Origin of the sequence: Streptomyces sp. NPDC007264 (assembly GCF_042869095.1) — a bacterium.
Taxonomy (GTDB): domain Bacteria; phylum Actinomycetota; class Actinomycetes; order Streptomycetales; family Streptomycetaceae; genus Streptomyces.
This window is the reverse complement of record NZ_JBIAFD010000028.1, coordinates 52,050-70,801: the sequence shown is the minus strand read 5'-3', so window position 1 is coordinate 70,801 and position 18,752 is coordinate 52,050. Positions and strand designations below refer to the sequence as shown.

General features: G+C 71.4%; 19 protein-coding genes. 8 read left to right on the top strand and 11 right to left on the bottom strand.

Features of this window, described 5'->3' with window-relative positions; all coding sequences use genetic code 11:
• Positions 1-173 precede the first annotated feature (173 nt).
• The 3 genes from ACFYMU_RS32170 to ACFYMU_RS32160 all read left to right on the top strand — a co-directional run bounded on the left by ACFYMU_RS32170 (position 174) and on the right by ACFYMU_RS32160 (position 3,058).
• Positions 174-929: a trypsin-like serine peptidase gene (locus tag ACFYMU_RS32170; protein WP_388380970.1), complete on the top strand. Its 756-nt coding sequence runs from the start codon at positions 174-176 to the stop codon at positions 927-929.
• Positions 930-1,068: 139 nt separating this feature from the next.
• Positions 1,069-2,076: an NlpC/P60 family protein gene (locus tag ACFYMU_RS32165; protein WP_388380968.1), complete on the top strand. Its 1,008-nt coding sequence runs from the start codon at positions 1,069-1,071 to the stop codon at positions 2,074-2,076.
• Between the two features lie 283 nt (positions 2,077-2,359).
• Positions 2,360-3,058 carry a phosphatase PAP2 family protein gene (locus ACFYMU_RS32160; RefSeq protein WP_388380965.1) on the top strand — a complete coding sequence of 233 codons (699 nt, stop codon included), beginning with the start codon at positions 2,360-2,362 and terminating at the stop codon, positions 3,056-3,058.
• 96 nt (positions 3,059-3,154) lie between these two features.
• On the opposite strand, the gene ACFYMU_RS32155 is transcribed toward ACFYMU_RS32160, so the two are convergent.
• Both ACFYMU_RS32155 and ACFYMU_RS32150 read right to left on the bottom strand, forming a co-directional pair.
• The gene (locus tag ACFYMU_RS32155) at positions 3,155-4,723 is read right to left on the bottom strand and encodes an FAD-binding oxidoreductase (RefSeq protein WP_388380962.1); all 1,569 of its coding nucleotides are present in this window, start codon (positions 4,721-4,723) and stop codon (positions 3,155-3,157) included.
• Between the two features lie 158 nt (positions 4,724-4,881).
• Entirely contained in the window at positions 4,882-5,043 is a 162-nt protein-coding gene (locus tag ACFYMU_RS32150) for a hypothetical protein (protein ID WP_388380959.1), read from the bottom strand.
• Positions 5,044-5,163: 120 nt separating this feature from the next.
• Between ACFYMU_RS32150 and ACFYMU_RS32145 the strand changes: the two genes are divergently transcribed.
• A complete protein-coding gene (locus ACFYMU_RS32145; RefSeq protein ID WP_388380956.1) occupies positions 5,164-6,006 on the top strand; it encodes a hypothetical protein in 843 nt (280 codons plus the stop codon).
• Positions 6,007-6,244: 238 nt separating this feature from the next.
• The gene (locus ACFYMU_RS32140) at positions 6,245-6,391 is read left to right on the top strand and encodes a hypothetical protein (RefSeq protein ID WP_388381008.1); all 147 of its coding nucleotides are present in this window, start codon (positions 6,245-6,247) and stop codon (positions 6,389-6,391) included.
• A 13-nt stretch (positions 6,392-6,404) separates the two neighbouring features.
• Here the strand turns inward: ACFYMU_RS32140 and ACFYMU_RS32135 are convergent, their stop codons facing one another.
• Complete coding sequence (locus ACFYMU_RS32135) at positions 6,405-6,761, bottom strand: metal-sensitive transcriptional regulator (protein ID WP_388380953.1); 357 nt, start codon at positions 6,759-6,761, stop codon at positions 6,405-6,407.
• Between the two features lie 281 nt (positions 6,762-7,042).
• Here ACFYMU_RS32135 and ACFYMU_RS32130 point away from each other — a divergent pair, with 281 nt between their 5' ends.
• The 3 genes from ACFYMU_RS32130 (at position 7,043) to ACFYMU_RS32120 (ending at position 8,996) form a co-directional block, all read left to right on the top strand.
• Positions 7,043-7,663, top strand: coding sequence for a DUF47 domain-containing protein (locus ACFYMU_RS32130; RefSeq protein WP_388380950.1), 621 nt, complete (start codon positions 7,043-7,045; stop codon positions 7,661-7,663).
• A 7-nt stretch (positions 7,664-7,670) separates the two neighbouring features.
• Positions 7,671-8,669 carry an anion permease gene (locus tag ACFYMU_RS32125; RefSeq protein WP_388380947.1) on the top strand — a complete coding sequence of 333 codons (999 nt, stop codon included), beginning with the start codon at positions 7,671-7,673 and terminating at the stop codon, positions 8,667-8,669.
• 126 nt (positions 8,670-8,795) lie between these two features.
• Positions 8,796-8,996, top strand: coding sequence for a DUF5988 family protein (locus ACFYMU_RS32120; RefSeq protein WP_388380944.1), 201 nt, complete (start codon positions 8,796-8,798; stop codon positions 8,994-8,996).
• A 97-nt stretch (positions 8,997-9,093) separates the two neighbouring features.
• Here the strand turns inward: ACFYMU_RS32120 and pstB are convergent, their stop codons facing one another.
• From pstB to mshD, 8 genes are all read right to left on the bottom strand, one after another.
• Entirely contained in the window at positions 9,094-9,870 is a 777-nt protein-coding gene (gene pstB / locus ACFYMU_RS32115; protein WP_388380942.1) for a phosphate ABC transporter ATP-binding protein PstB, read from the bottom strand.
• Between the two features lie 47 nt (positions 9,871-9,917).
• Positions 9,918-10,982 (bottom strand): phosphate ABC transporter permease PstA, encoded by a 1,065-nt coding sequence (gene pstA / locus ACFYMU_RS32110; RefSeq protein WP_388380940.1) that lies wholly within the window; start codon positions 10,980-10,982, stop codon positions 9,918-9,920.
• Complete coding sequence (gene pstC / locus ACFYMU_RS32105; protein WP_388380937.1) at positions 10,979-11,986, bottom strand: phosphate ABC transporter permease subunit PstC; 1,008 nt, start codon at positions 11,984-11,986, stop codon at positions 10,979-10,981. The genes pstA and pstC overlap by 4 nt, the downstream gene beginning before the upstream one ends.
• A 101-nt stretch (positions 11,987-12,087) precedes the next feature.
• A complete protein-coding gene (gene pstS / locus ACFYMU_RS32100; protein ID WP_388380934.1) occupies positions 12,088-13,221 on the bottom strand; it encodes a phosphate ABC transporter substrate-binding protein PstS in 1,134 nt (377 codons plus the stop codon).
• A gap of 268 nt (positions 13,222-13,489) precedes the next feature.
• Positions 13,490-13,903, bottom strand: a complete 414-nt coding sequence (locus tag ACFYMU_RS32095; protein ID WP_388380931.1) for an NUDIX hydrolase — start codon at positions 13,901-13,903, stop codon at positions 13,490-13,492.
• Between the two features lie 136 nt (positions 13,904-14,039).
• Positions 14,040-15,149: a CHAD domain-containing protein gene (locus ACFYMU_RS32090; RefSeq protein WP_388380928.1), complete on the bottom strand. Its 1,110-nt coding sequence runs from the start codon at positions 15,147-15,149 to the stop codon at positions 14,040-14,042.
• Positions 15,130-17,544: an RNA degradosome polyphosphate kinase gene (locus tag ACFYMU_RS32085; protein ID WP_388380925.1), complete on the bottom strand. Its 2,415-nt coding sequence runs from the start codon at positions 17,542-17,544 to the stop codon at positions 15,130-15,132. The genes ACFYMU_RS32090 and ACFYMU_RS32085 overlap by 20 nt, the downstream gene beginning before the upstream one ends.
• 256 nt (positions 17,545-17,800) lie before the next feature.
• Positions 17,801-18,739 (bottom strand): mycothiol synthase, encoded by a 939-nt coding sequence (gene mshD / locus ACFYMU_RS32080; protein ID WP_388380922.1) that lies wholly within the window; start codon positions 18,737-18,739, stop codon positions 17,801-17,803.
• Between the last annotated feature and the right edge of the window lie 13 nt (positions 18,740-18,752).

Genomic DNA, 18,752 nt, shown 5'->3' with positions numbered 1-18,752 from the left:
GAGTGTGGCGGCTCGCCGGGGTATGCCTGCCCCCGAGGAGTCGTGTGCGCCCGAAGGGGGGACCTGGCTGTGGGGCCGAGCGTGGGCGATGACCTGCGGCAACCAGACCTGACAGGCGATTCTCAGGTCGCTCGGAGGGCTTTTCTCACCTTTCTGGGCCACAGTGAGAGGTGATGAACCGCATCACACGTCACTCCGGAAACCGCGGGCACGCGTTCCTCAGTACGGTCGTGCTGCTGGCGGTCACGACGTCCTCGGTGGCGGCCGCCGACCGCGGTGCCGGACCGCTGGGTGAGACCGTCAGGACGAGGCTCACCTCGGCCTCGTCGCGGATCGGCCCGCTCTTCGGCACGAGCGGTGGCCTGGAGGGCGGTCACTTCTGCACCGCATCCGTGGTGCACAGCAGGCACCGCGACCTGATCGTCACCGCGGCCCACTGCCTGGGGGGCGGCCCCCTGTGGTTCGCGCCCGGGTACCGGGACGGCAGGGCGCCGTACGGGGTGTGGAAGGTGACCAGGACGTACGTCGGCGACGCCTGGAGCGACGACCAGGACGAGAACAGCGATGTCGCCTTCGCCACCCTCGCCCCGGTCGACGGGGCACGGATCGAGGACGTCGTCGGGGCCAACAGGTTCGCCGCGGGACGCAGGACCGGCGCCACTCCCCTCACCGTCACGGGGTACCCCAGCTCCCGGGAGACCCCGATCTCCTGCGTCAACAGGCCCACGGCCAGCAGCCCCAGGCAACAGCGCATCGAATGCCCGGGGTTCACCAGCGGCACGAGCGGCAGCCCCTGGGTGAACGGCTTCGGCGAACTCGTGGGCGTCCTCGGCGGCCACGAACAGGGCGGCGACACCCCCGGCGTCTCCTACAGCGTGGTCCTGGGCAACGAGGCCGCGGCCCTCTACCGGACCGCCTCGGGCGCCTAGGCCCCCTCCCGCTGCCGCGGATCGGCCGGGGTTGGCCGATCCTGTCCTTTCCCATGGCCGGACCAGGACTTTTCCGGGTCTGTGACACTGCTGCGCCCCTACACTGACCCTCGGCGGACTCCCGCGTGACGAGGGGCGGTTGACGGTGCGTAAGGCGTGGATCTGGGCGACCGCTGCCGTCGGCGCCGGGCTGTCCCTGGTGATGCTGCTCGCCGTCGGGGTCTACATGGTCGCCGGGAACCTCGCGGGCAGCCTCGGCAGGGGACCCGTCGCGCTCGCCAAGAACGCGGTGCCCGCCGCGTACGCGACCCTCGTGGAGAAGTGGGGCAACCTGTGCAGCGCGATCAACCCCGCGCTGCTGGCCGCCCAGCTCTACCAGGAGAGCGGCTTCAACCCGAACGCCAAGAGCCCCGCCGCGGCCGAGGGGATAGCGCAGTTCATCCCCGGCACCTGGGCCATCCACGGCATCGACGGCAACGGCGACGGCGTCCGCGACGTCTGGGACCCGCGCGACGCCATCCCGTCGGCCGCCTCCTACGACTGCAAGCTCGCCTCCTATGTGAAGGACGCGCCCGGGAACCAGACGGAGAACATGCTCGCGGCGTACAACGCGGGGGCGTACGCGGTCATCAAGTACGGGGGCGTGCCGCCGTACAAGGAGACCCAGAACTATGTGCGGACCATCACCACGCTGCAGAAGAGCTTTGCCGCGCCCGTACGGCGGGTCGACCCGTCGAAACAGGCGGCCGGCGCCATCTACTTCGCGCAGAAGAAGCTCGGCACTCCGTATCTGTGGGGCGGCAACGGCACCGCCGACCAGGGCGGGCGCTTCGACTGCTCCGGGCTGACCAAGGCCGCGTACGAGACCGTGGGCATCACGCTGCCGCGCGTCGCCAACGACCAGTACAACGCCGGACCGCACCCGAAGCGGGCCGAACTGCTTCCGGGCGACCTGGTCTTCTTCTCCGACGACCTGACCGATTCACGCGCCATCCGACATGTCGGGATCTATGTCGGTGGTGGCTATATGATCGACGCGCCCAGGACGGGCGCCGTGATCCGTTTCGACCCGATCGACACCTCCGACTACTTCGGTGCGACGCGTGTCACCGAAGATGGCGCGAAAGCGCTGCCCACTACGGTGTGAATCGGGGTGTGAACGGCGCACGCCGAGGCAGGCCCTGGCCGGAACCCTCTGTTACATCCACCCCCTGAGCTGCAAAGACGAGTCTCTCTTCGATAACGTCTGCGTGATCATTCGGTGGAGTGCGGAACGTTGAAGAGAGGACTGTGCGTTCCTTCTGACGTAGAGCGTCGACGGACGGCAGCCGGCTTGACGTGGAGCGGATCTACGACCACGGGGGTGGTGGAAGCGGCGCGCGTACGGGCGCGCCCGCGCGAGGGAACAGACGACGAAGGGGCCGCGCACGATGGCTGGACTCGCCGAATCCGGGTCGAATCCCGACGTCGATCTGCTCTACGACATCAATGGCCTGGCCAAGCAGGCCCCGCACTGGTTCGACCGCGTCATGGAGTTCGTCGGTGAGTACGGGCTGCTGCTCGCCATGGTCCTGCTCGTCCTGTGGTGCTGGCTGAGCGTGCGCCGGCGGGGCGGCGAGGACGCGGCGTCGTCCGTGGCCGCGCTCGTCTGGGCGCCGCTGGCCGCCGGTCTCGCCGTGCTGGTGAACGTGCCGATCCGGGGTTTCGTGGAGCGGCCGCGGCCGTTCGTCGACCACCAGGGCATCGATGTCCTCGTCACCGGCAAGACCGACTACTCCTTCGTCAGCGACCACGCCACGCTCACCATGGCGATGGCGGTCGGACTGTTCGTGGCGAGCCGCACGTTCGGGCTCGTCGGCCTCGGGCTCGCCCTGCTCGAAGGGTTCTGCCGGGTCTACATGGGCGTGCACTATCCGACGGATGTCGTCGGCGGATTCGCCCTCGGCACCGCCGTCGCCCTGCTGCTCTCCCCACTCGCCATGGCGCTGCTCACCCCGCTGATGAGGGCGGTCGAGCGTTCACCCCGGGCGGGGTGGCTGATCCGGGACCGCAGGACGCGTGCCGCGGAGCCGGTGACCCCCGGGGCGCAGGCCGACGCGGCGGCGCAGGAGCGGGACCTGGCGGCGTAGCGGCCGCCCCGGGGCGGTGCGGGGCGGCTTCGCGGGGAAGCGGTGCGGGGCGCTGCGCGGGCGGACGGCTGGACGGCTGGACCGCTCCGAGGGCTCCTACAGCGACTGCGGGAACGTGAAGAAGCCGGCCGGGTCGTACCGGTGCTTCAGTTGCGCGAGGCGGGCGGCCGCGTCCCCGTAGTAGGCCGTGCGCCAGTTCGCCAGGGTGGGGTCCGTGTAGTTCTGGTACGCGGCCCCCGACGCGTGGCCGCGCAGCGACGTGTGGGCCGACGCCAGCCAGGACCGGGCCGTCGCGCCGGACGTGCCCGCCCGCCAGCTCGCGATGTACTGGGCCAGCATGCGCGAACGGCGGTGCACGAACGCCGTGGCCGTCGGCGCGACCCGGTTGACCGCACCGCCGAGCGCGGTGAACGCGACGCTGCCCTCCCCGCCCCGCACGGACTCCAGCCAGCGCAGGACGGCGTGGATGCCGGCCGCCGGGATCGAGCGGTCGAAGAAGTCCGAGCGGGCCGCGTACGTCTCGCGGCCGAGGGCGCCCCGCGGTGACCTGCCCGGTGTCCGGCCCGGCAGATGGCACTGGGCGTCGGAGGAGAAGGACGAGCAGCCCGCGTACACCTCCATCGCGCCCTCGTAGGACCGCCGTTCGAGCGAGACGCCCGACGCGGGGGACCCGATCTTCGCCGCCAGCCGGTCGACCGCGTTCTGCAGTTCGCCGTACGTGCCGAGCGAGAACGCGGAGACGGAGACGGTGGGCCTGCCGCCGGCCCTGCCCGAGAGGTGGCAGGAGGACCAGATCTCGTCGGGCTGGGCCGGGCCCCACTCCTGCCAGGCCCCGAGCACGGCCGCCGCCCGGGACCAGGGCCAGGTCAGGTACGCGGACACGGCCTGCGGTGCCGGGTGCGTCGTGAAGCGCAGCTCGGTGACGACGCCGAAGTTGCCGTTGCCCGCGCCGCGCAGGGCCCAGAAGAGGTCCTTGTTCTCGGTGGCGTTCGCGACGAGCTGCCTGCCGTCCGCCGTCATCAGGGTCGCCTGGGTGAGGCTGTCGCAGGTCAGGCCGTACGCCCGGGAGACCACGCCGTGGCCGCCGCCGAGGGTGAGTCCGGAGACGCCGACGGTGGGGCAGGAGCCCGCGGGTATCGTCACGCCCTTCGCGGTGAGCGCGCGGTAGACGTCGATCAGCTTGGCCCCGGCGCCGACGACCGCCGTGCCGCCGCTCGCGCGGATCCCGTTCAGCTTCGAGACGTCGATGATCAGCCGGCCGTCGCCGGACGACCAGCCGGCGTAGGAGTGGCCGCCGTTGCGTATGGCGACCTTGATCCGGTGCGCACGGGCGTACGCCAGGACGGTGCGGATGTCGTCGGCGTGCGCCACATACGCGACGGCCGCGGGCTTCAGCGCGTCGAAGCGCGTGTTGTAGAGCTGGTGCGCGGCGGGCCAGGCCTGGTCGCCCGGCCGGACCAGGGAGCCGGCCAGGTCCTGGGCGAGGGCGGTCCAGCCGGCGGCGCCGGAGCCGGCGGCGGCCGTGCGCGGGGACGTGCCGGTGGCCGTGCGCGTGGACGTGCCCGTGGCCGCCGATGTGCCGCCGCCCGCGTGGCCGTTGCACGCGGCGGTGGCCGCCGTCGCGAGCGCGGCCGTGGCTCCGCCGATGAACGTACGCCGTTGCATGTGCCCTCCTCGGGTTCCGTGGAACCAGACGGGGCCTCGGCACGCGGGGTTCCGCGGGGAATGCCACGGAACGGCCACGGCGTGCGGGCTGGGGGAGACGGACGAGGGGAGGCGGACGAGGGGATGCGGACGAGGCGTGCGCTCCCGGTGCGGTGGTGTCACCCGGTGGCGTGCCCCTCGGCGTCCGACCGGGCCAGGCTACGGGCTCTGCGCGCGGGCCCCCGCCAGCCGCAGGTGCAGCGGGCGACGCAGAAACGGCCCTGTTCGATCGTCGTCGTGCGGTGCTGGTCCGGACCCAGGGGGGCCTTCTGGTGCTCCACTCCGACAGGTTACCCAAGGCAAGTGGACCGCCATGCCGACGCGTGACGGGTCTCCCTACCGGTCGTTAACCGGAACGACAGGAGGGACACCGGGACGGACCGGCTGGGGGTAGGCAGGCGATGAAGGTGCGGCAGCACGGCCGGGCGGGTGCGGCGGTCGTCGCGACGGCGGGACTCCTCCTGTGCGGCGGCTCGCTCTCCGGGTGCGCGGGCGGCGGGGCCGCCGCCGAGGACGCGCGCTCCGGAGCGGACGCGGTGGGGGTGCTCCGCCAGGCGGCAGGGGCCCTGGTGCGCGCGGGCAGTTCCAAGGCCCGCACGTCGATGGAGATGGCCACGGGCGGCACCCGGGTCACCATCCGCGGCGAGGGCGTCTACGACTACCGCGGCCCGCTCGGCCGGCTGAAGGTGACGCTGCCGCAGGATCCCGCGGGCACCGAGGGACACCGGCCCATCACGGAACTGCTCGCTCCCGGCGCGCTGTTCATGAAGAACCGGGGCGCCGGGGTGCCCGCCGACAAGTGGGTCCGGGTGGACACGACCACGCTCTCGGACGGCAACCTCGTCACCGGCGGCGCCACCGACCCGTTCGCGGCGGCCGAGTTGCTGCGTGGGGTCCGCAGGGCGACGTACGTGGGAAGGACCGAGGTCGCGGGGACGCCGGTGCGGCACTATCGCGGGGTCGCCGACATCGGGCTGGCGGCGCGGAGCGCGTCCGCCGGGAACAGGCGGCCGCTGCGGGCGGCGGCGAAAGGGTTCGCCACGGCCGAGGTCCCGTTCGACGCCTACCTCGACGACGAGGGCCGCGTCCGGAAGGTCCGCCACCGGTTCAGCTTCGTCAACGGCGAGCAGAGGACCACGGTCGCGGTGGCCTCGACGACCCTGCTGTACGACTTCGGCACGCCCGCCGAGGTGCGACTGCCGGCGGACGGGGACATCTACGCCGGGAAGATCGCCCCCCGGTGAGGCGCGAGGGGCGCCGGCCGCCCGGGCCGCCCGCCGCCGAGGGGGCCGCCCGCCGGGGTGCGGATGCCGGGGTGCGGGCGCCGCGTGCGGGGGCCGCGTCCGGGTGCCGGAAGTGGCGCTGCTGAGGGGCCGGAAATGGTCCGTCCGTGCCATGCGCCGTCCGCGGGCCGCTCCTTACCCTAGAAGCCGGTGACGGCAGAAAGAGGTGATGCGCGTGGCTCTGGGCGGTGGTACGGCAGTGCAGGATCACGTGGCCCTCGCCGAGATCGAGCTGTGCGGTGACCTGATGATCGCGGCCTCGGCCGCGCGCGAGGACCGGCTCAGTCTTGAGAGCATCGACGAGGTGCTGAGAGTGGCCGAGGAACGGGACGCGTCCGGCGGGTGAGCCGTGCCGCGGGTCAGGTGCGCAGCAGGCGGCCGATCGCCTTCGTGGCCTCCTCCACCTTCGCGTCGATCTCCGACCCGCCCTTGAGGGCGGCGTCCGCGACGCAGTGGCGCAGGTGCTCCTCGAGCAGTTGCAGCGCGAAGGACTGCAGTGCCTTCGTCGAGGCGGAGACCTGCGTGAGTATGTCGATGCAGTACACGTCCTCGTCCACCATGCGCTGCAGACCGCGGATCTGGCCCTCGATGCGGCGCAGCCGCTTGAGGTGCTCGGCCTTCTGCTTGTGGTAGCCGTGGACGCCGCGGTCGTGGTCGGTCACCACGTTCCCGCCGCCCTCGGAGGGCGCCGGCGCGCCGGCCTCGGTGGTCGTCATCGCGTCCTCCTGTCGACGGTCGCCCGGGGATACGGACAGGGACCGGCGGCTCGCGGGTGCGGGACCCGCGCATTCCGAAACGGACATATACCCCTGGCGGGTATATGGTAACGAACTTTGCCGGGTATACGGCCCTTGGCCGCTGTCTCGGACGCCCTCGCACCGCCCCCCTGCCGACGGCCGTGGCCGATGGGCGACACTGGAGGACGGCCCCTTAGCCGTGGCCGGATGTTGCCCTTAGCATCAGCCTGACCGGAACCGAAGGATCCCGAGGACCCCACGTGCGCTTTCGTCTGACCCCCAGGGAGACGAGCTTCTACGACATGTTCGCCGCGTCCGCGGACAACATCGTCACGGGCTCGAAGCTCCTGATGGAACTGCTCGGAGCGGACACCTCCGCCCGTGCCGAGATCGCAGAGCGTATGCGGGCCGCGGAACACGCCGGGGACGACGCCACGCACGCGATCTTCCACCAGCTGAACTCCTCGTTCATCACGCCGTTCGACCGCGAGGACATCTACTCCCTCGCCGGCTCCCTCGACGACATCATGGACTTCATGGAGGAGGCCGTCGATCTGGTCGTCCTCTACAACATCGAGGAACTGCCGAAGGGCGTCGAGCAGCAGATCGAGGTGCTGGCGCGGGCCGCGGAGCTCACGGCGGAGGCGATGCCGAACCTCCGCACGATGGAGAACCTCACCGAGTACTGGATCGAGGTGAACCGCCTGGAGAACCAGGCGGACCAGATCCATCGCAAGCTGCTCGCCCACCTCTTCAACGGCAAGTACGACGCGATCGAGGTCCTCAAGCTCAAGCAGATCGTGGATGTGCTGGAGGAGGCGGCGGACGCCTTCGAGCACGTGGCGAACACCGTGGAGACCATCGCGGTCAAGGAGTCCTGAGCCGTCCATGGACACCTTCGCTCTGATCGTGACCGTCATGGTCGCGCTCCTCTTCGCGTACACGAACGGTTTCCACGACTCGGCGAACGCCATCGCGACGTCGGTGTCGACGCGAGCCCTCACGCCGCGGGCGGCGCTGGCGATGGCGGCGGTGATGAACCTCGCGGGCGCGTTCCTCGGCAGCGGGGTGGCGAAGACGGTCAGTGAGGGCCTGATCCAGACGCCCGAGGGCGGCAAGGGGATGGGCATCCTCTTCGCGGCGCTGACCGGTGCCATCACCTGGAATCTGATCACGTGGTACTTCGGGCTGCCGTCGTCCTCGTCGCACGCGCTGTTCGGCGGGATGGTGGGAGCGGCGCTGGCGGGCGGCACGACGGTCTACTGGTCCGGGGTCCTGGACAAGGTCGTCACCCCCATGTTCCTGTCGCCCGTGGTCGGCCTGATCGTCGGCTACCTGGTGATGACGGCGATCATGTGGATCTTCCGCCGCGCCAATCCGCACAAGGCGAAGCGGGGTTTCCGCATAGCGCAGACGGTGTCGGCGGCCGGCATGGCGCTGGGCCACGGCCTGCAGGACGCGCAGAAGACGATGGGCGTCGTGGTGATGGCGCTGGTCATCGCGGACGTCGAGAAGTACGGGGATCCGATCCCCGTGTGGGTGAAGCTCGTCTCCGCGGTGATGCTGTCGCTGGGCACCTACGCGGGCGGCTGGCGCATCATGCGCACCCTGGGCCGCAAGATCATCGAGCTGGATCCGCCGCAGGGGTTCGCGGCGGAGACCACCGGCGCCTCGATCATGTTCACGACGGCGTTCCTGTTCAAGGCGCCGATCTCCACGACGCACGTCATCACCTCGGCGATCATGGGCGTGGGCGCGACGAAGCGCGTGAACGCCGTGCGGTGGGGCGTGGCGAAGAACATCGTCATGGGCTGGTTCATCACGATGCCCGCGGCGGCGGTCGTGGCCGCGTGCGGGTTCTGGGTGATCGACCTGGCCTTCCTGTAGGCGAGGCCGCCGTCGCGGGCCCGGGCCCGGACGGGGGCTGCGGGGTGTCCACGGGTGGGCCCGTCCTGCCGTGCGAGCGGTCCGGTCTCGAGATGCGCGCGTCCGCGTCGTGACAAGACTGGAGCTATGACTGACAAGGCACTCCTCGAAGGCGGACCGGACGATCTGGCGGGCCAGGTCGTGCCGATCGTGCCTCCGGGACAAGAGCTCAAGATTCCTCTCCGCGGCGGATACGAGCACTACAAGATGACATCGCGCCACGAGGACCGGCAGGAGGGGCGGGTGACCGTGTACCGCTGGTGGGAACGGACGGAAGTCGCCGAATGACGAGCGGGCCCGCCCCCGGGAGCCGGGGGCGGGCCCTCTTCGGCCTCGCGGTGGCACCGCCATGCAGCACCGCGAGGGGTCTTTCGACTACGGCGGATCAGCCGAAGCGGCCGGAGATGTAGTCCTCCGTGGCCTGGACCGACGGGTTGGAGAAGATCCGCTCGGTGTCGTCGATCTCGATCAGCCGGCCCGGCTGGCCCACGGCCGCCAGGTTGAAGAACGCCGTACGGTCCGACACCCGCGCCGCCTGCTGCATGTTGTGCGTCACGATGACGATCGTGAAGCGCTCCTTCAGCTCGCCGATCAGGTCCTCGATGGCGAGCGTCGAGATCGGGTCCAGGGCGGAGCACGGCTCGTCCATCAGCAGCACCTTCGGCTCGACCGCGATGGCGCGCGCGATGCACAGACGCTGCTGCTGGCCGCCCGACAGGCCGGAGCCCGGCTTGTTCAGGCGGTCCTTCACCTCGTTCCACAGGTTGGCGCCCTTGAGGGACTTCTCGACGACGTCCGCGAGTTCGTTCTTCTTGTGGTTGCCGTTCAGGCGCAGGCCCGCGGCGACGTTGTCGAAGATCGACATGGTCGGGAACGGGTTGGGGCGCTGGAACACCATGCCGACCTCGCGGCGCACCGCCACCGGGTCCACCCCGGTCGCGTACAGGTCCTCGTCGTCCAGCAGCACCTTGCCCTCGACGCGCCCGCCCGGGGTCACCTCGTGCATGCGGTTGAGCGTGCGCAGGAACGTCGACTTGCCGCAGCCGGAGGGGCCGATGAACGCCGTCACCGACCTCGGCTCGACCGTCATCGAGATGTCCTCGATCGCCTTGTGGGCGCCGTAGTAGGCGGTGAGCCCGCTCACGTCGATTCGCTTGGCCATGTTTACGTCACTTCCAGGTCGGACGGATCAGTCGCTGAGTGGCCGCGTCAGCGACCGGTCTTGGGGGCCTTCCAGCGGGCGATCCCGCGGGCCACCAGGTTGAGGATCATCACGAAGCCGATGAGGGTGAGCGCCGCCGCCCACGCCCGGTCGTAGGCCGCGCCGGAGCCCGCGCTGTTCGCGTACTGCTGGTAGATGTACAGCGGCAGCGAGGCCTGCGGGTCCTCGAAGGGGTTGCTGTTGATGAAGCTCGTGCCCCACACCAGCAGCAGTACGGGAGCGGTCTCACCGGTGATGCGCGCGATCGCGAGCATCACGCCCGTGGTGATGCCGCCGATCGACGTCGGCAGGACCACCTTGAGGATGGTGCGCCACTTGGGGACGCCCAGCGCGAGGGACGCCTCGCGCAGCTCGTTCGGGACGAGCTTGAGCATCTCCTCCGTGGAGCGGACCACCACGGGCATCATCAGGATCGACAGGGCCAGCGAGCCGGCGAAGCCGGAGTAGCCCATGTCGAGGATGAGGATCCAGAAGCTGAGGACGAACAGACCCGCGACGATCGACGGGATGCCCGTCATGACGTCGACGAAGAAGGTGATGGCCTGGGCGAGCGTGCCGCGCCCGTACTCGACCAGGTACACGGCGGTGAGCACACCGACCGGCACGGCGATCACGGTGGCCAGGCCGACCTGCTCCAGGGTGCCCAGGATCGCGTGGTAGATGCCGCCGCCGGTCTCGGTGTCGGCGACCACGCCCATCGAGTGGGAGAGGAAGTATCCGTCGAAGACCTTCGCACCGCGCTTGACGGTCTCCCAGACGAGGGAGGCCAGCGGGATGACCGCGATGACGAAGGAGACCCAGACGAGGCTGGTCGCGACCCGGTCCTTGGCCTGCCGGCGTCCCTCGACGCGGGCGGCGACGGTGTAGGTGCCGAGGACGAAGAGGACCGCGGCGATCAGGCCCCACTGGATCTCGCTGTCGAGGCCGGCGCCCAGGCCGATGCCCACGGCGACGGCGAGGGAGCCCGCGGCGATCGCCCAGGACGTCCACTTCGGCAGGGTGGCGCCGCGCAGGGTGCTCGTGCGCTTGTGGCGGACGGCTGCGGTGCTCATGCGTTGGCCCCCGAGTACTCCTTGCGGCGGGCGATGATCATGCGCGCCGCGCCGTTGACCAGCAGGGTGATGACGAAGAGGACCAGACCGGAGGCGATCAGCGCGTCACGGCCCTGGTCGCTGGCCTCGCCGAACTTGCTGGCGATGTTCTGCGCGAAGGTGCCGCCGCCCGGGTCGAGCAGGCTGGCCTGGATGTCGAAGGTCGGGGAGAGGACCGTGGCGACCGCCATGGTCTCGCCGAGGGCGCGGCCGAGGCCGAGCATCGACGCGGAGATCACACCGGAGCGGCCGAACGGGAGGACGGACATGCGGATGACCTCCCAGCGCGTGGCGCCGAGGGCGAGGGCCGCCTCCTCGTGCATCTGCGGGACCTGCCGGAAGACCTCGCGGCTCACATTGGTGATGATCGGCAGGATCATGATCGCGAGCAGGATGCCGACCGTCAGCAGCGAGCGCGGGGCGCCGCCCTGCCACTGGAAGATGCCGGTCCAGCCGAGGTACTCGTCGAGCCAGCCGAACAGTCCCTCCAGGTGGGGGACGAGGACGAGGGCGCCCCACAGGCCGTAGACGATGGACGGGACGGCGGCGAGCAGGTCGATCACGTAGGCGATCGGGCCGGCCAGCCTGCGCGGCGCGTAGTGCGTCAGGAACAGCGCGATGCCCACCGCGACCGGAACCGCGAGGGCCATGGCGACGATCGAGGAGACGATCGTGCCGAAGGCGAGCACCGCGATGCCGAAGACCGGCGGGTTGAGGTTGGTGTTCCACTCGAAGGTGGTCAGGAAGTTGCCGTGGTCGTCGCTGATGGCGAGGGCCGCACGGTAGGTGAGGAAGACCGCGATCGCGGCCATGATCGCCAGCAGGAAGATGCCGGACCCACGGGACAGACCGAGGAAGATCCGGTCTCCGGGGCGGGTGGCGCCGCGGCTCGGGCGCGTCTGCTCGGCCACGGAGGGCTGGGAGGTGGGCGGAGGCGCTTCAGTGTTCTGTGTGGATATGTCCATCGGGATCTCCGGTCTGCGGAGCCGTAGCGGGTGGCGGCTCCAGGCGGCGGTGCACCGGACGGTGCGGCCCGCTCCGGTCGGGGAGCGGGCCGCACTTCAGATCAGCTCAGGGCCGCGATGGTCTCGCGGACCTTCGAGTTGATCTCGGACGGGATCGGCGCGTACTTGGCGTCGGCCAGCAGGCCCTGGCCGTCCTCGGACGCGATGTAGGTGAGGAAGGACTTCACGGACGGGAGGGTGTCCGCCTTGTTGCCCTTGTCGCAGACGATCTCGTAGGTGACCAGGGTGAGCGGGTAGGCGCCCTCCGCGGTCGGCTGGTAGTTCAGCTTCAGGGCCAGGTCCTTGCCGGTGCCGGCGACCTGGGCGGCGGCGATGGCCTTGCTGGCGTTCTCGGTGGTGGCCTTGGCCGGGGTGGCGGCACCGGTCTTGAGGTCGACCGTCTTGATGCCGTCGGCGGCGTAGGAGAGCTCGAAGTACGAGATGGCACCCGAGGTCTGCTTCACCTGCTGGGCCAGGCCGGAGGAGCCCTGCGCGGACTGGCCGCCCTTGGCCTGCCACGCCTTGCCGCCCTCGTAGGGCCAGTCGCTCTTGGCGGTGGCGATCAGGTACTTGGTGAAGTTGTCCGTGGTGCCGGACTCGTCGGAGCGGTGGAACGCCTGGATCTTGAGGTCGGGCAGCTTGGCGCCCGGGTTCAGCTTCGCGATCGCCGCGTCGTTCCACTTGGTGATCTTGCCGTTGAAGATCTTGGCGATGGTCGACGGGTCGAGGACCAGGCTGTCCACGCCCGGCACGTTGAAGCCGATCGCGATCGGGCCGCCGACCATCGGCAGGTCGATGGCCTGGCCGCCGGAGCAGACCTTCTTCGACTGGGCGAGCTCCTCCGGCTTCAGCGGGGAGTCCGAGCCGGCGAACGCGGTCTGGCCGCCGAGGAAGGCGGTGATGCCCGCGCCGGAACCGGTCGGGTTGTAGTTGATCTGCACGCTCTTGCAGGCCGCGCTGTACTGCTTGACCCAGGCGTCGATCGCGTTCTTCTGCGCGGAAGAGCCGGAGGCCTGCAGCTGGCCCTTGGCGTCGTCGCACTTGATGGACGAGTTGCCGGACGCCGAGGTCGAGCTCTTGCCGCCCGTGTCCTTGCCCGTGTCGTCGGAGCCGCACGCCGTCAGGGCCAGGGCGCCGGAGACGGCGACAGCACCGAGGGAAAGGGCGCGAAGCCGGTTCTTGCGCTGAAGCTTCACTTTCGGGAGTTCCTTCCAGGAGCCGCCGACCTGGGCGGCGTGCGAGGTGTGGTCGGCCCGGTCCGGGCCGCTGCGATCGAGGAAGTGCTTCGCACGCCTTCATGCGTGCTTCGCACCGGGTAAGGCCGAAATTAGGCAGAACAGGTGAAGCGGCCGATGGTCGAAAATGAACGGGAGGTGAACCCCTGCGGACGGTGTGGTTAGGTCACGGAAGGCTTACGTCTCGGACACGGGGGCATTCCGGCAGGCGCGGTCGCGGCAGGGCGGATCAGCGCGGGTTCAGCGCGTTCAGCAGAGCGTCGACCAGGTCCCGGTCGCGGGGCTGGGTCGAACGCCTGCGCGCCGCGGCCGGCCGGAGCCAGAGGAGGCGGTCGACCTCGCGGTTCGGGGTGAAGGAGCCGCCCGTCGCCTCGGCCGCCCAGTAGCGGACCTGCTTGGGGCGTCCCTGCGCCTCGTAGCGGACGCCGGGCAGGGGCGCGCCCGGCACGGCCAGGTAGCCCGTCTCCTCCTCGACCTCCCGCAGCGCACCCGCGAGCGGGTCCTCGCCGCGCTTGAGCTTGCCCTTGGGGTGGGACCAGTCGTCGTACTTCGGCCGGTGAACCAGACATATCTCCAGCTCACCGTCTACGGGGGAACGCCGCCACAGGACACAGCCCGCCGCGCGGATGGTGTCGTCGGTCATCGGGTGCTCACGGCTCCTCACTCGCCTGCCGCGGTCCGGGCGCCCGAGCGCTCCGCGGGACATCCGGTGCCTCACTCACCTGCGGGTGCGCCCCTTCGAGGCGCTCCCGAGCCGCACCGGACGTCGCCGATCCCGCTCAGCCGGTCCGTACCACCTGCCTCTGCCATGACTGCTGGAAGGCGAAACGGGCCGCCTCCACCTCGTGGCGCTGGTCGGCGTGCAGGACGCCGAGCGCGTACGCCGTCGCCGGGGCGATGCGCGGGGTGCGCGCCGCCGCGGCCGCCGCGGCGGCCGCCTCGGAGGCGTCCCGGTGCCGGTTCAGGGCCCGGCCCGCCCCCGGCAGCCGCCCGTCGAGGGCCGAGTTCCCGACGTGTCCGCCGTGCAGCACCTCGCGGGCGTAGCGGTGCAGCCGCAGCAGCAGCCGCACCTGGTGCCAGGGGGCGTCCTGCGGGTGCGGGGCGGGATCGGGGGAGAGGCCGTGGATCAGGGCCTCCGCGTTGTACGGGTGCCCCGCGGTGACCAGCGGCAGCGCCGTGACCGCGTCGGTCAGCCGCTCCTCGGCGGAGGCGGCCAGCGGGCGCAGATCGGCGGTGACCGCGGCCGGGGTGAGCGGGACCTCGCTGGCCAGGACGGCGACGCTGTCGGCCACCGCGTGGAATCGGCTCGACCCGAGCGCCTGCAGGGCCGCGGAGTGGGCGCGCGTACGGGCCAGGGTCAGCTGGCGCTCCAGGAGCGCGCCGGCCTTGGCCGCTCCGACGGTCAGGCTGCCGCGGTCCGGGGCGGTGAGCTGGGCGCGCGGGCCCCCGCCGGCGGACTCCGCCGCGCCCGTCGACTGCGCGGGCAGGGCCGGGGCGCCCGACAGCCGGTGCAGCGCGAGGAGCAGCCGGTCGAGCCGGGCGGCGTAGGCGTGCTCGCCGGCCAGCGTGCCCGACAGCCAGGCGAGTTCCGGACGCATCCGCTCCGACCAGTCGGCGTCGAGCAGGGGGCGGAACGTGTGGAGCGTGCCGCTGATGCGGCGGGCCGAGCGGCGCAGCGCGCCCGCCGCGTCGCCGGGCTCCTCCGTGCCGCCGTCCCCCGGCCTCGTCCTCGCCCGTGCGGCGCCGGCCCCCTCGGCACCGTTCTCCCCGTGCTGTCGCAGCGACCGGAGGAATTCCGTGGCCTGGGCCCGCAGGTAGTCCGCGAGGGCGTCGGCGCTCACGGGGCCGGACGCGGGCCCGGTCGGGGGGTCAAGGTGTTGCTGTGCCACGCCGGCGCCTCCGGGCGTCTATGAGCATCTCCTGGATGTTCCGCAGGGGCTGGCCGTCGGCGTCGGTCGCGTGCCGGGTCCACTCGCCGTCCGCGCCCAGGTGCCAGGAGGCCGTCGCGTCGGACATGCCGGTCTCCAGGAGCCGGTTGAGGGCCGCCCGGTGGGCCGGGTCGGTGACCCTGACGAGTGCCTCGATACGGCGGTCGAGGTTGCGGTGCATCATGTCGGCGCTGCCGATCCACACCTCCGGCTCGCCGCCGTTGCCGAAGGCGAAGACGCGGGAGTGCTCGAGGAACCGCCCGAGCACGGACCGCACGCGCACGTGCTCGGACAGGCCGGGGACGCCCGGGCGCACCGCGCAGATGCCGCGCACCCACACGTCGACCGGGACGCCGGCCTGCGAGGCCCGGTAGAGGGCGTCGACGATCGCCTCGTCCACCATCGAGTTGGCCTTGATGCGCACGTAGGCGGGGCGGCCGGCGCGGTGGTGCTGGATCTCCTTGGTGATCCGCGAGACCAGACCGTCGCGCAGGGACTTGGGGGCGACGAGCAGCCGGCGGTAGGTCTCGCGGCGCGAGTAGCCGGACAGCCTGTTGAAGAGGTCGGACAGGTCCGCGCCGACCTGCGGATCGGCGGTCAGCAGCCCGAGATCCTCGTACAGGCGTGCGGTCTTCGGGTGGTAGTTGCCCGTGCCGACGTGGCTGTAGCGGCGGAGCATGTCCCCCTCCTGCCGTACCACCAGCGACAGCTTGCAGTGCGTCTTCAGCCCGACGAGCCCGTACACGACGTGGCAGCCCGCCTCCTCCAGCTTGCGGGCCCACTTGATGTTCGCCTGCTCGTCGAAGCGGGCCTTGATCTCGACCAGCACCAGGACCTGCTTGCCGGACTCGGCCGCGTCGATGAGCGCGTCGATGATCGGCGACGTCTCCGACGTCCGGTACAGCGTCTGCTTGATGGCGAGCACGTCCGGGTCGGCGGCCGCCTGCTCCAGGAACGCCTGCACGGAGGTCGAGAAGGAGTCGTACGGGTGGTGCAGCAGCACGTCCCGCTCCCGCAGCGCGGCGAATATGTCGGGCGCGGACGCGGACTCGACCTCCGCGAGGTCGCGGTGGGTGCCGGCGACGAACGCCGGGTACTTCAGCTCGGACCGGTCCAGTCCCGCTATGCCGAAGAGGCCGGTGAGGTCCAGGGGGCCCGGCAGCGGGTAGACCTCGGCCTCGGAGATCTTCAGCTCGCGGACGAGCAGGTCCAGGACGTACCGGTCGATGGACTCCTCGACCTCCAGGCGCACCGGCGGCCCGAAGCGGCGCCGCATCAGCTCCTTCTCCAGGGCCTGCAGCAGGTTCTCGGCGTCGTCCTCCTCGACCTCGAGGTCCTCGTTGCGGGTGATCCGGAAGGTGTGGTGCTCCAGGACCTCCATGCCCGGGAACAGCTCCTCCAGGTGCGCGGCGATGACGTCCTCGATGGGGACGTACCGCTGCGGGGACGCCTCCAGGAAGCGGGAGAGCAGCGGTGGCACCTTGACGCGCGCGAAGTGGCGGTGGCCGGAGACCGGGTTGCGCACCACGACCGCGAGATTGAGCGAGAGCCCCGAGATGTACGGGAAGGGGTGCGCGGGGTCGACGGCGAGCGGGGTGAGGACCGGGAAGATCTGGTGGCGGAAGAGCGTGAACAGCCGGGCCTGCTCCTTCTCCGTCAGCTCGTTCCAGCGGACCAGGTGGATGCCCTCTTCGGCGAGCGCGGGGGCGACGTCCTCGTGGAAGCAGGCCGCGTGCCGGGCCATGAGCTCGCGGGAGCGGGCCCAGATCATCTCCAGCACCTCGCGGGGCTGGAGGCCGGACGCGGACCGGGTGGCGACACCGGTGGCGATGCGGCGCTTGAGGCCGGCCACCCGGACCATGAAGAACTCGTCCAGGTTGCCGGCGAAGATCGCCAGGAACTTCGCCCGCTCCAGGAGGGGCGTGTCCGGGTCCTCGGCCAGTTCGAGCACGCGCTCGTTGAACTGGAGCCAGCTGCGCTCGCGGTCCAGGAACCGGCCCTGCGGGAGCCGGCCGCCCTCGGTCTCCTCGTACCCGTCGAGGTCCGCGTCGAGGTCGGGGTCCAGGTCGGAGACCGCCGGGCCCCTGGTGTGCGGGCGGTGCGCGGCGATGGACCCCACGGACGGCTGCTGGCTCTGCAGAGGCGCGTGACCCGTGGGCTCTGCGTCACGCGACGTGGCGGGGGACGGGTGGGCCTGTGCCTGGGCGTTCTGCTGGCTCATAAACCCATTCTTCCGCGCCGACCGGGTGACGGGCGCGTCGGAGTGAGCGGGCGGCAGCGCGTCGGAGAAACGCCCGCGCTGCGCGCCGGGCCCCTGGTCCGGGGGCGGCGAGGGCTCTGGCACGGCGGCATTCATTGACCGAGCGTCGCAAGCCCGTCTGAATCAATGGTTACGGTGACATGACGTGCGGGCCACCGGGAAGGGTCCCGCGGAGGTCGGCCCGGCGCCGCGGCCCCGGCGGGCCCGGAGGGGGAGTGTATGCGCCGCCCCGGGCCGCCCGGTGCCCGGGTCCCCGGTCCACGGCCCCGGTGACCCGGCCCACGGCCCCCGGGTCCCCAGTCCACGGCCCACGGTGCCCCGGCCCCGTGCAGGCTTCCGCTCGAGACTGCGCTCAGGTCTCCGTCCGGTACATCAGATCGGTCTCGTAGGTGGTGAAGCCCAGCCGCTCGTACACGCTGAGCGCCGCCTTGTTGTCCGCGTCGACGTACAGCATCGCGGTCGCCAGGCCCTGGGCGGCCAGGTGCCGCAGACCGATCGCGGTGAGCGCACGGCCCAGACCGCCGCCCTGGGCGCCGGGACGGACACCGAGGACGTAGACCTCGCCGAGCCCCTCCTCCGCGTGGACCTTGGTCCAGTGGAAGCCGATCAGCTCGGGGCCGTGCTCGCCCCGGCGCTCGGCGAGGAAGAAGCCGCGCGGGTCGAACCAGGGCTCGGCCATGCGGTCGTCGAGGTCGCGCTGGGTGAGGGAGCCCTGCTCGGGATGGTGGGCGAACGCCTCGGCGTTGACGGCGAGCCAGGCGGCGTCGTCCCGGCCGGGCTCGAAGGTGCGGACGGTGACCCCCTCGGGCAGGGTGGGCCCGGGCAGGTCGATGCCGGTCAACGGGCAGCGCATCTGGCGCAGTTCGCGGAACAGGGTGAGACCCAGGACCTGGGCGAGGTGCCGGGCCGCGGGGTGACCGCCGTGCGCCCACACCCGCAGCCGCTTGCCGGAGAGGGCCAGCAGCGCGGAGCCCAGGGCGCGGCCGTGCCCGTGGCCGCGGTGCGAGGGGTGCACGACCAGCTCGGCGGCGGGGGCCTCGACCGGGTCGGTGTCCTCCAGTTGCGCGTATCCGAGGAGGGTGTCGTCGACCGTCAGCAGCAGATGGGACACGCCCTCCCGCTCACCGCCGCGCAACTGCAGCCGCCCCTGCTCGGACACGGCCTGCTGCCCGTCCACCCGGGCGGCCTCCGCGAGCAGCGCGAGGACGTCCTCGGCCCGGCCGGGGGAGAGCGCGCCGACGGTCGTGATGGAGCGGGGCGATGCCGGGCGGGCGGTGTCGTCGCTGGTCATGGGTACGAGGGTA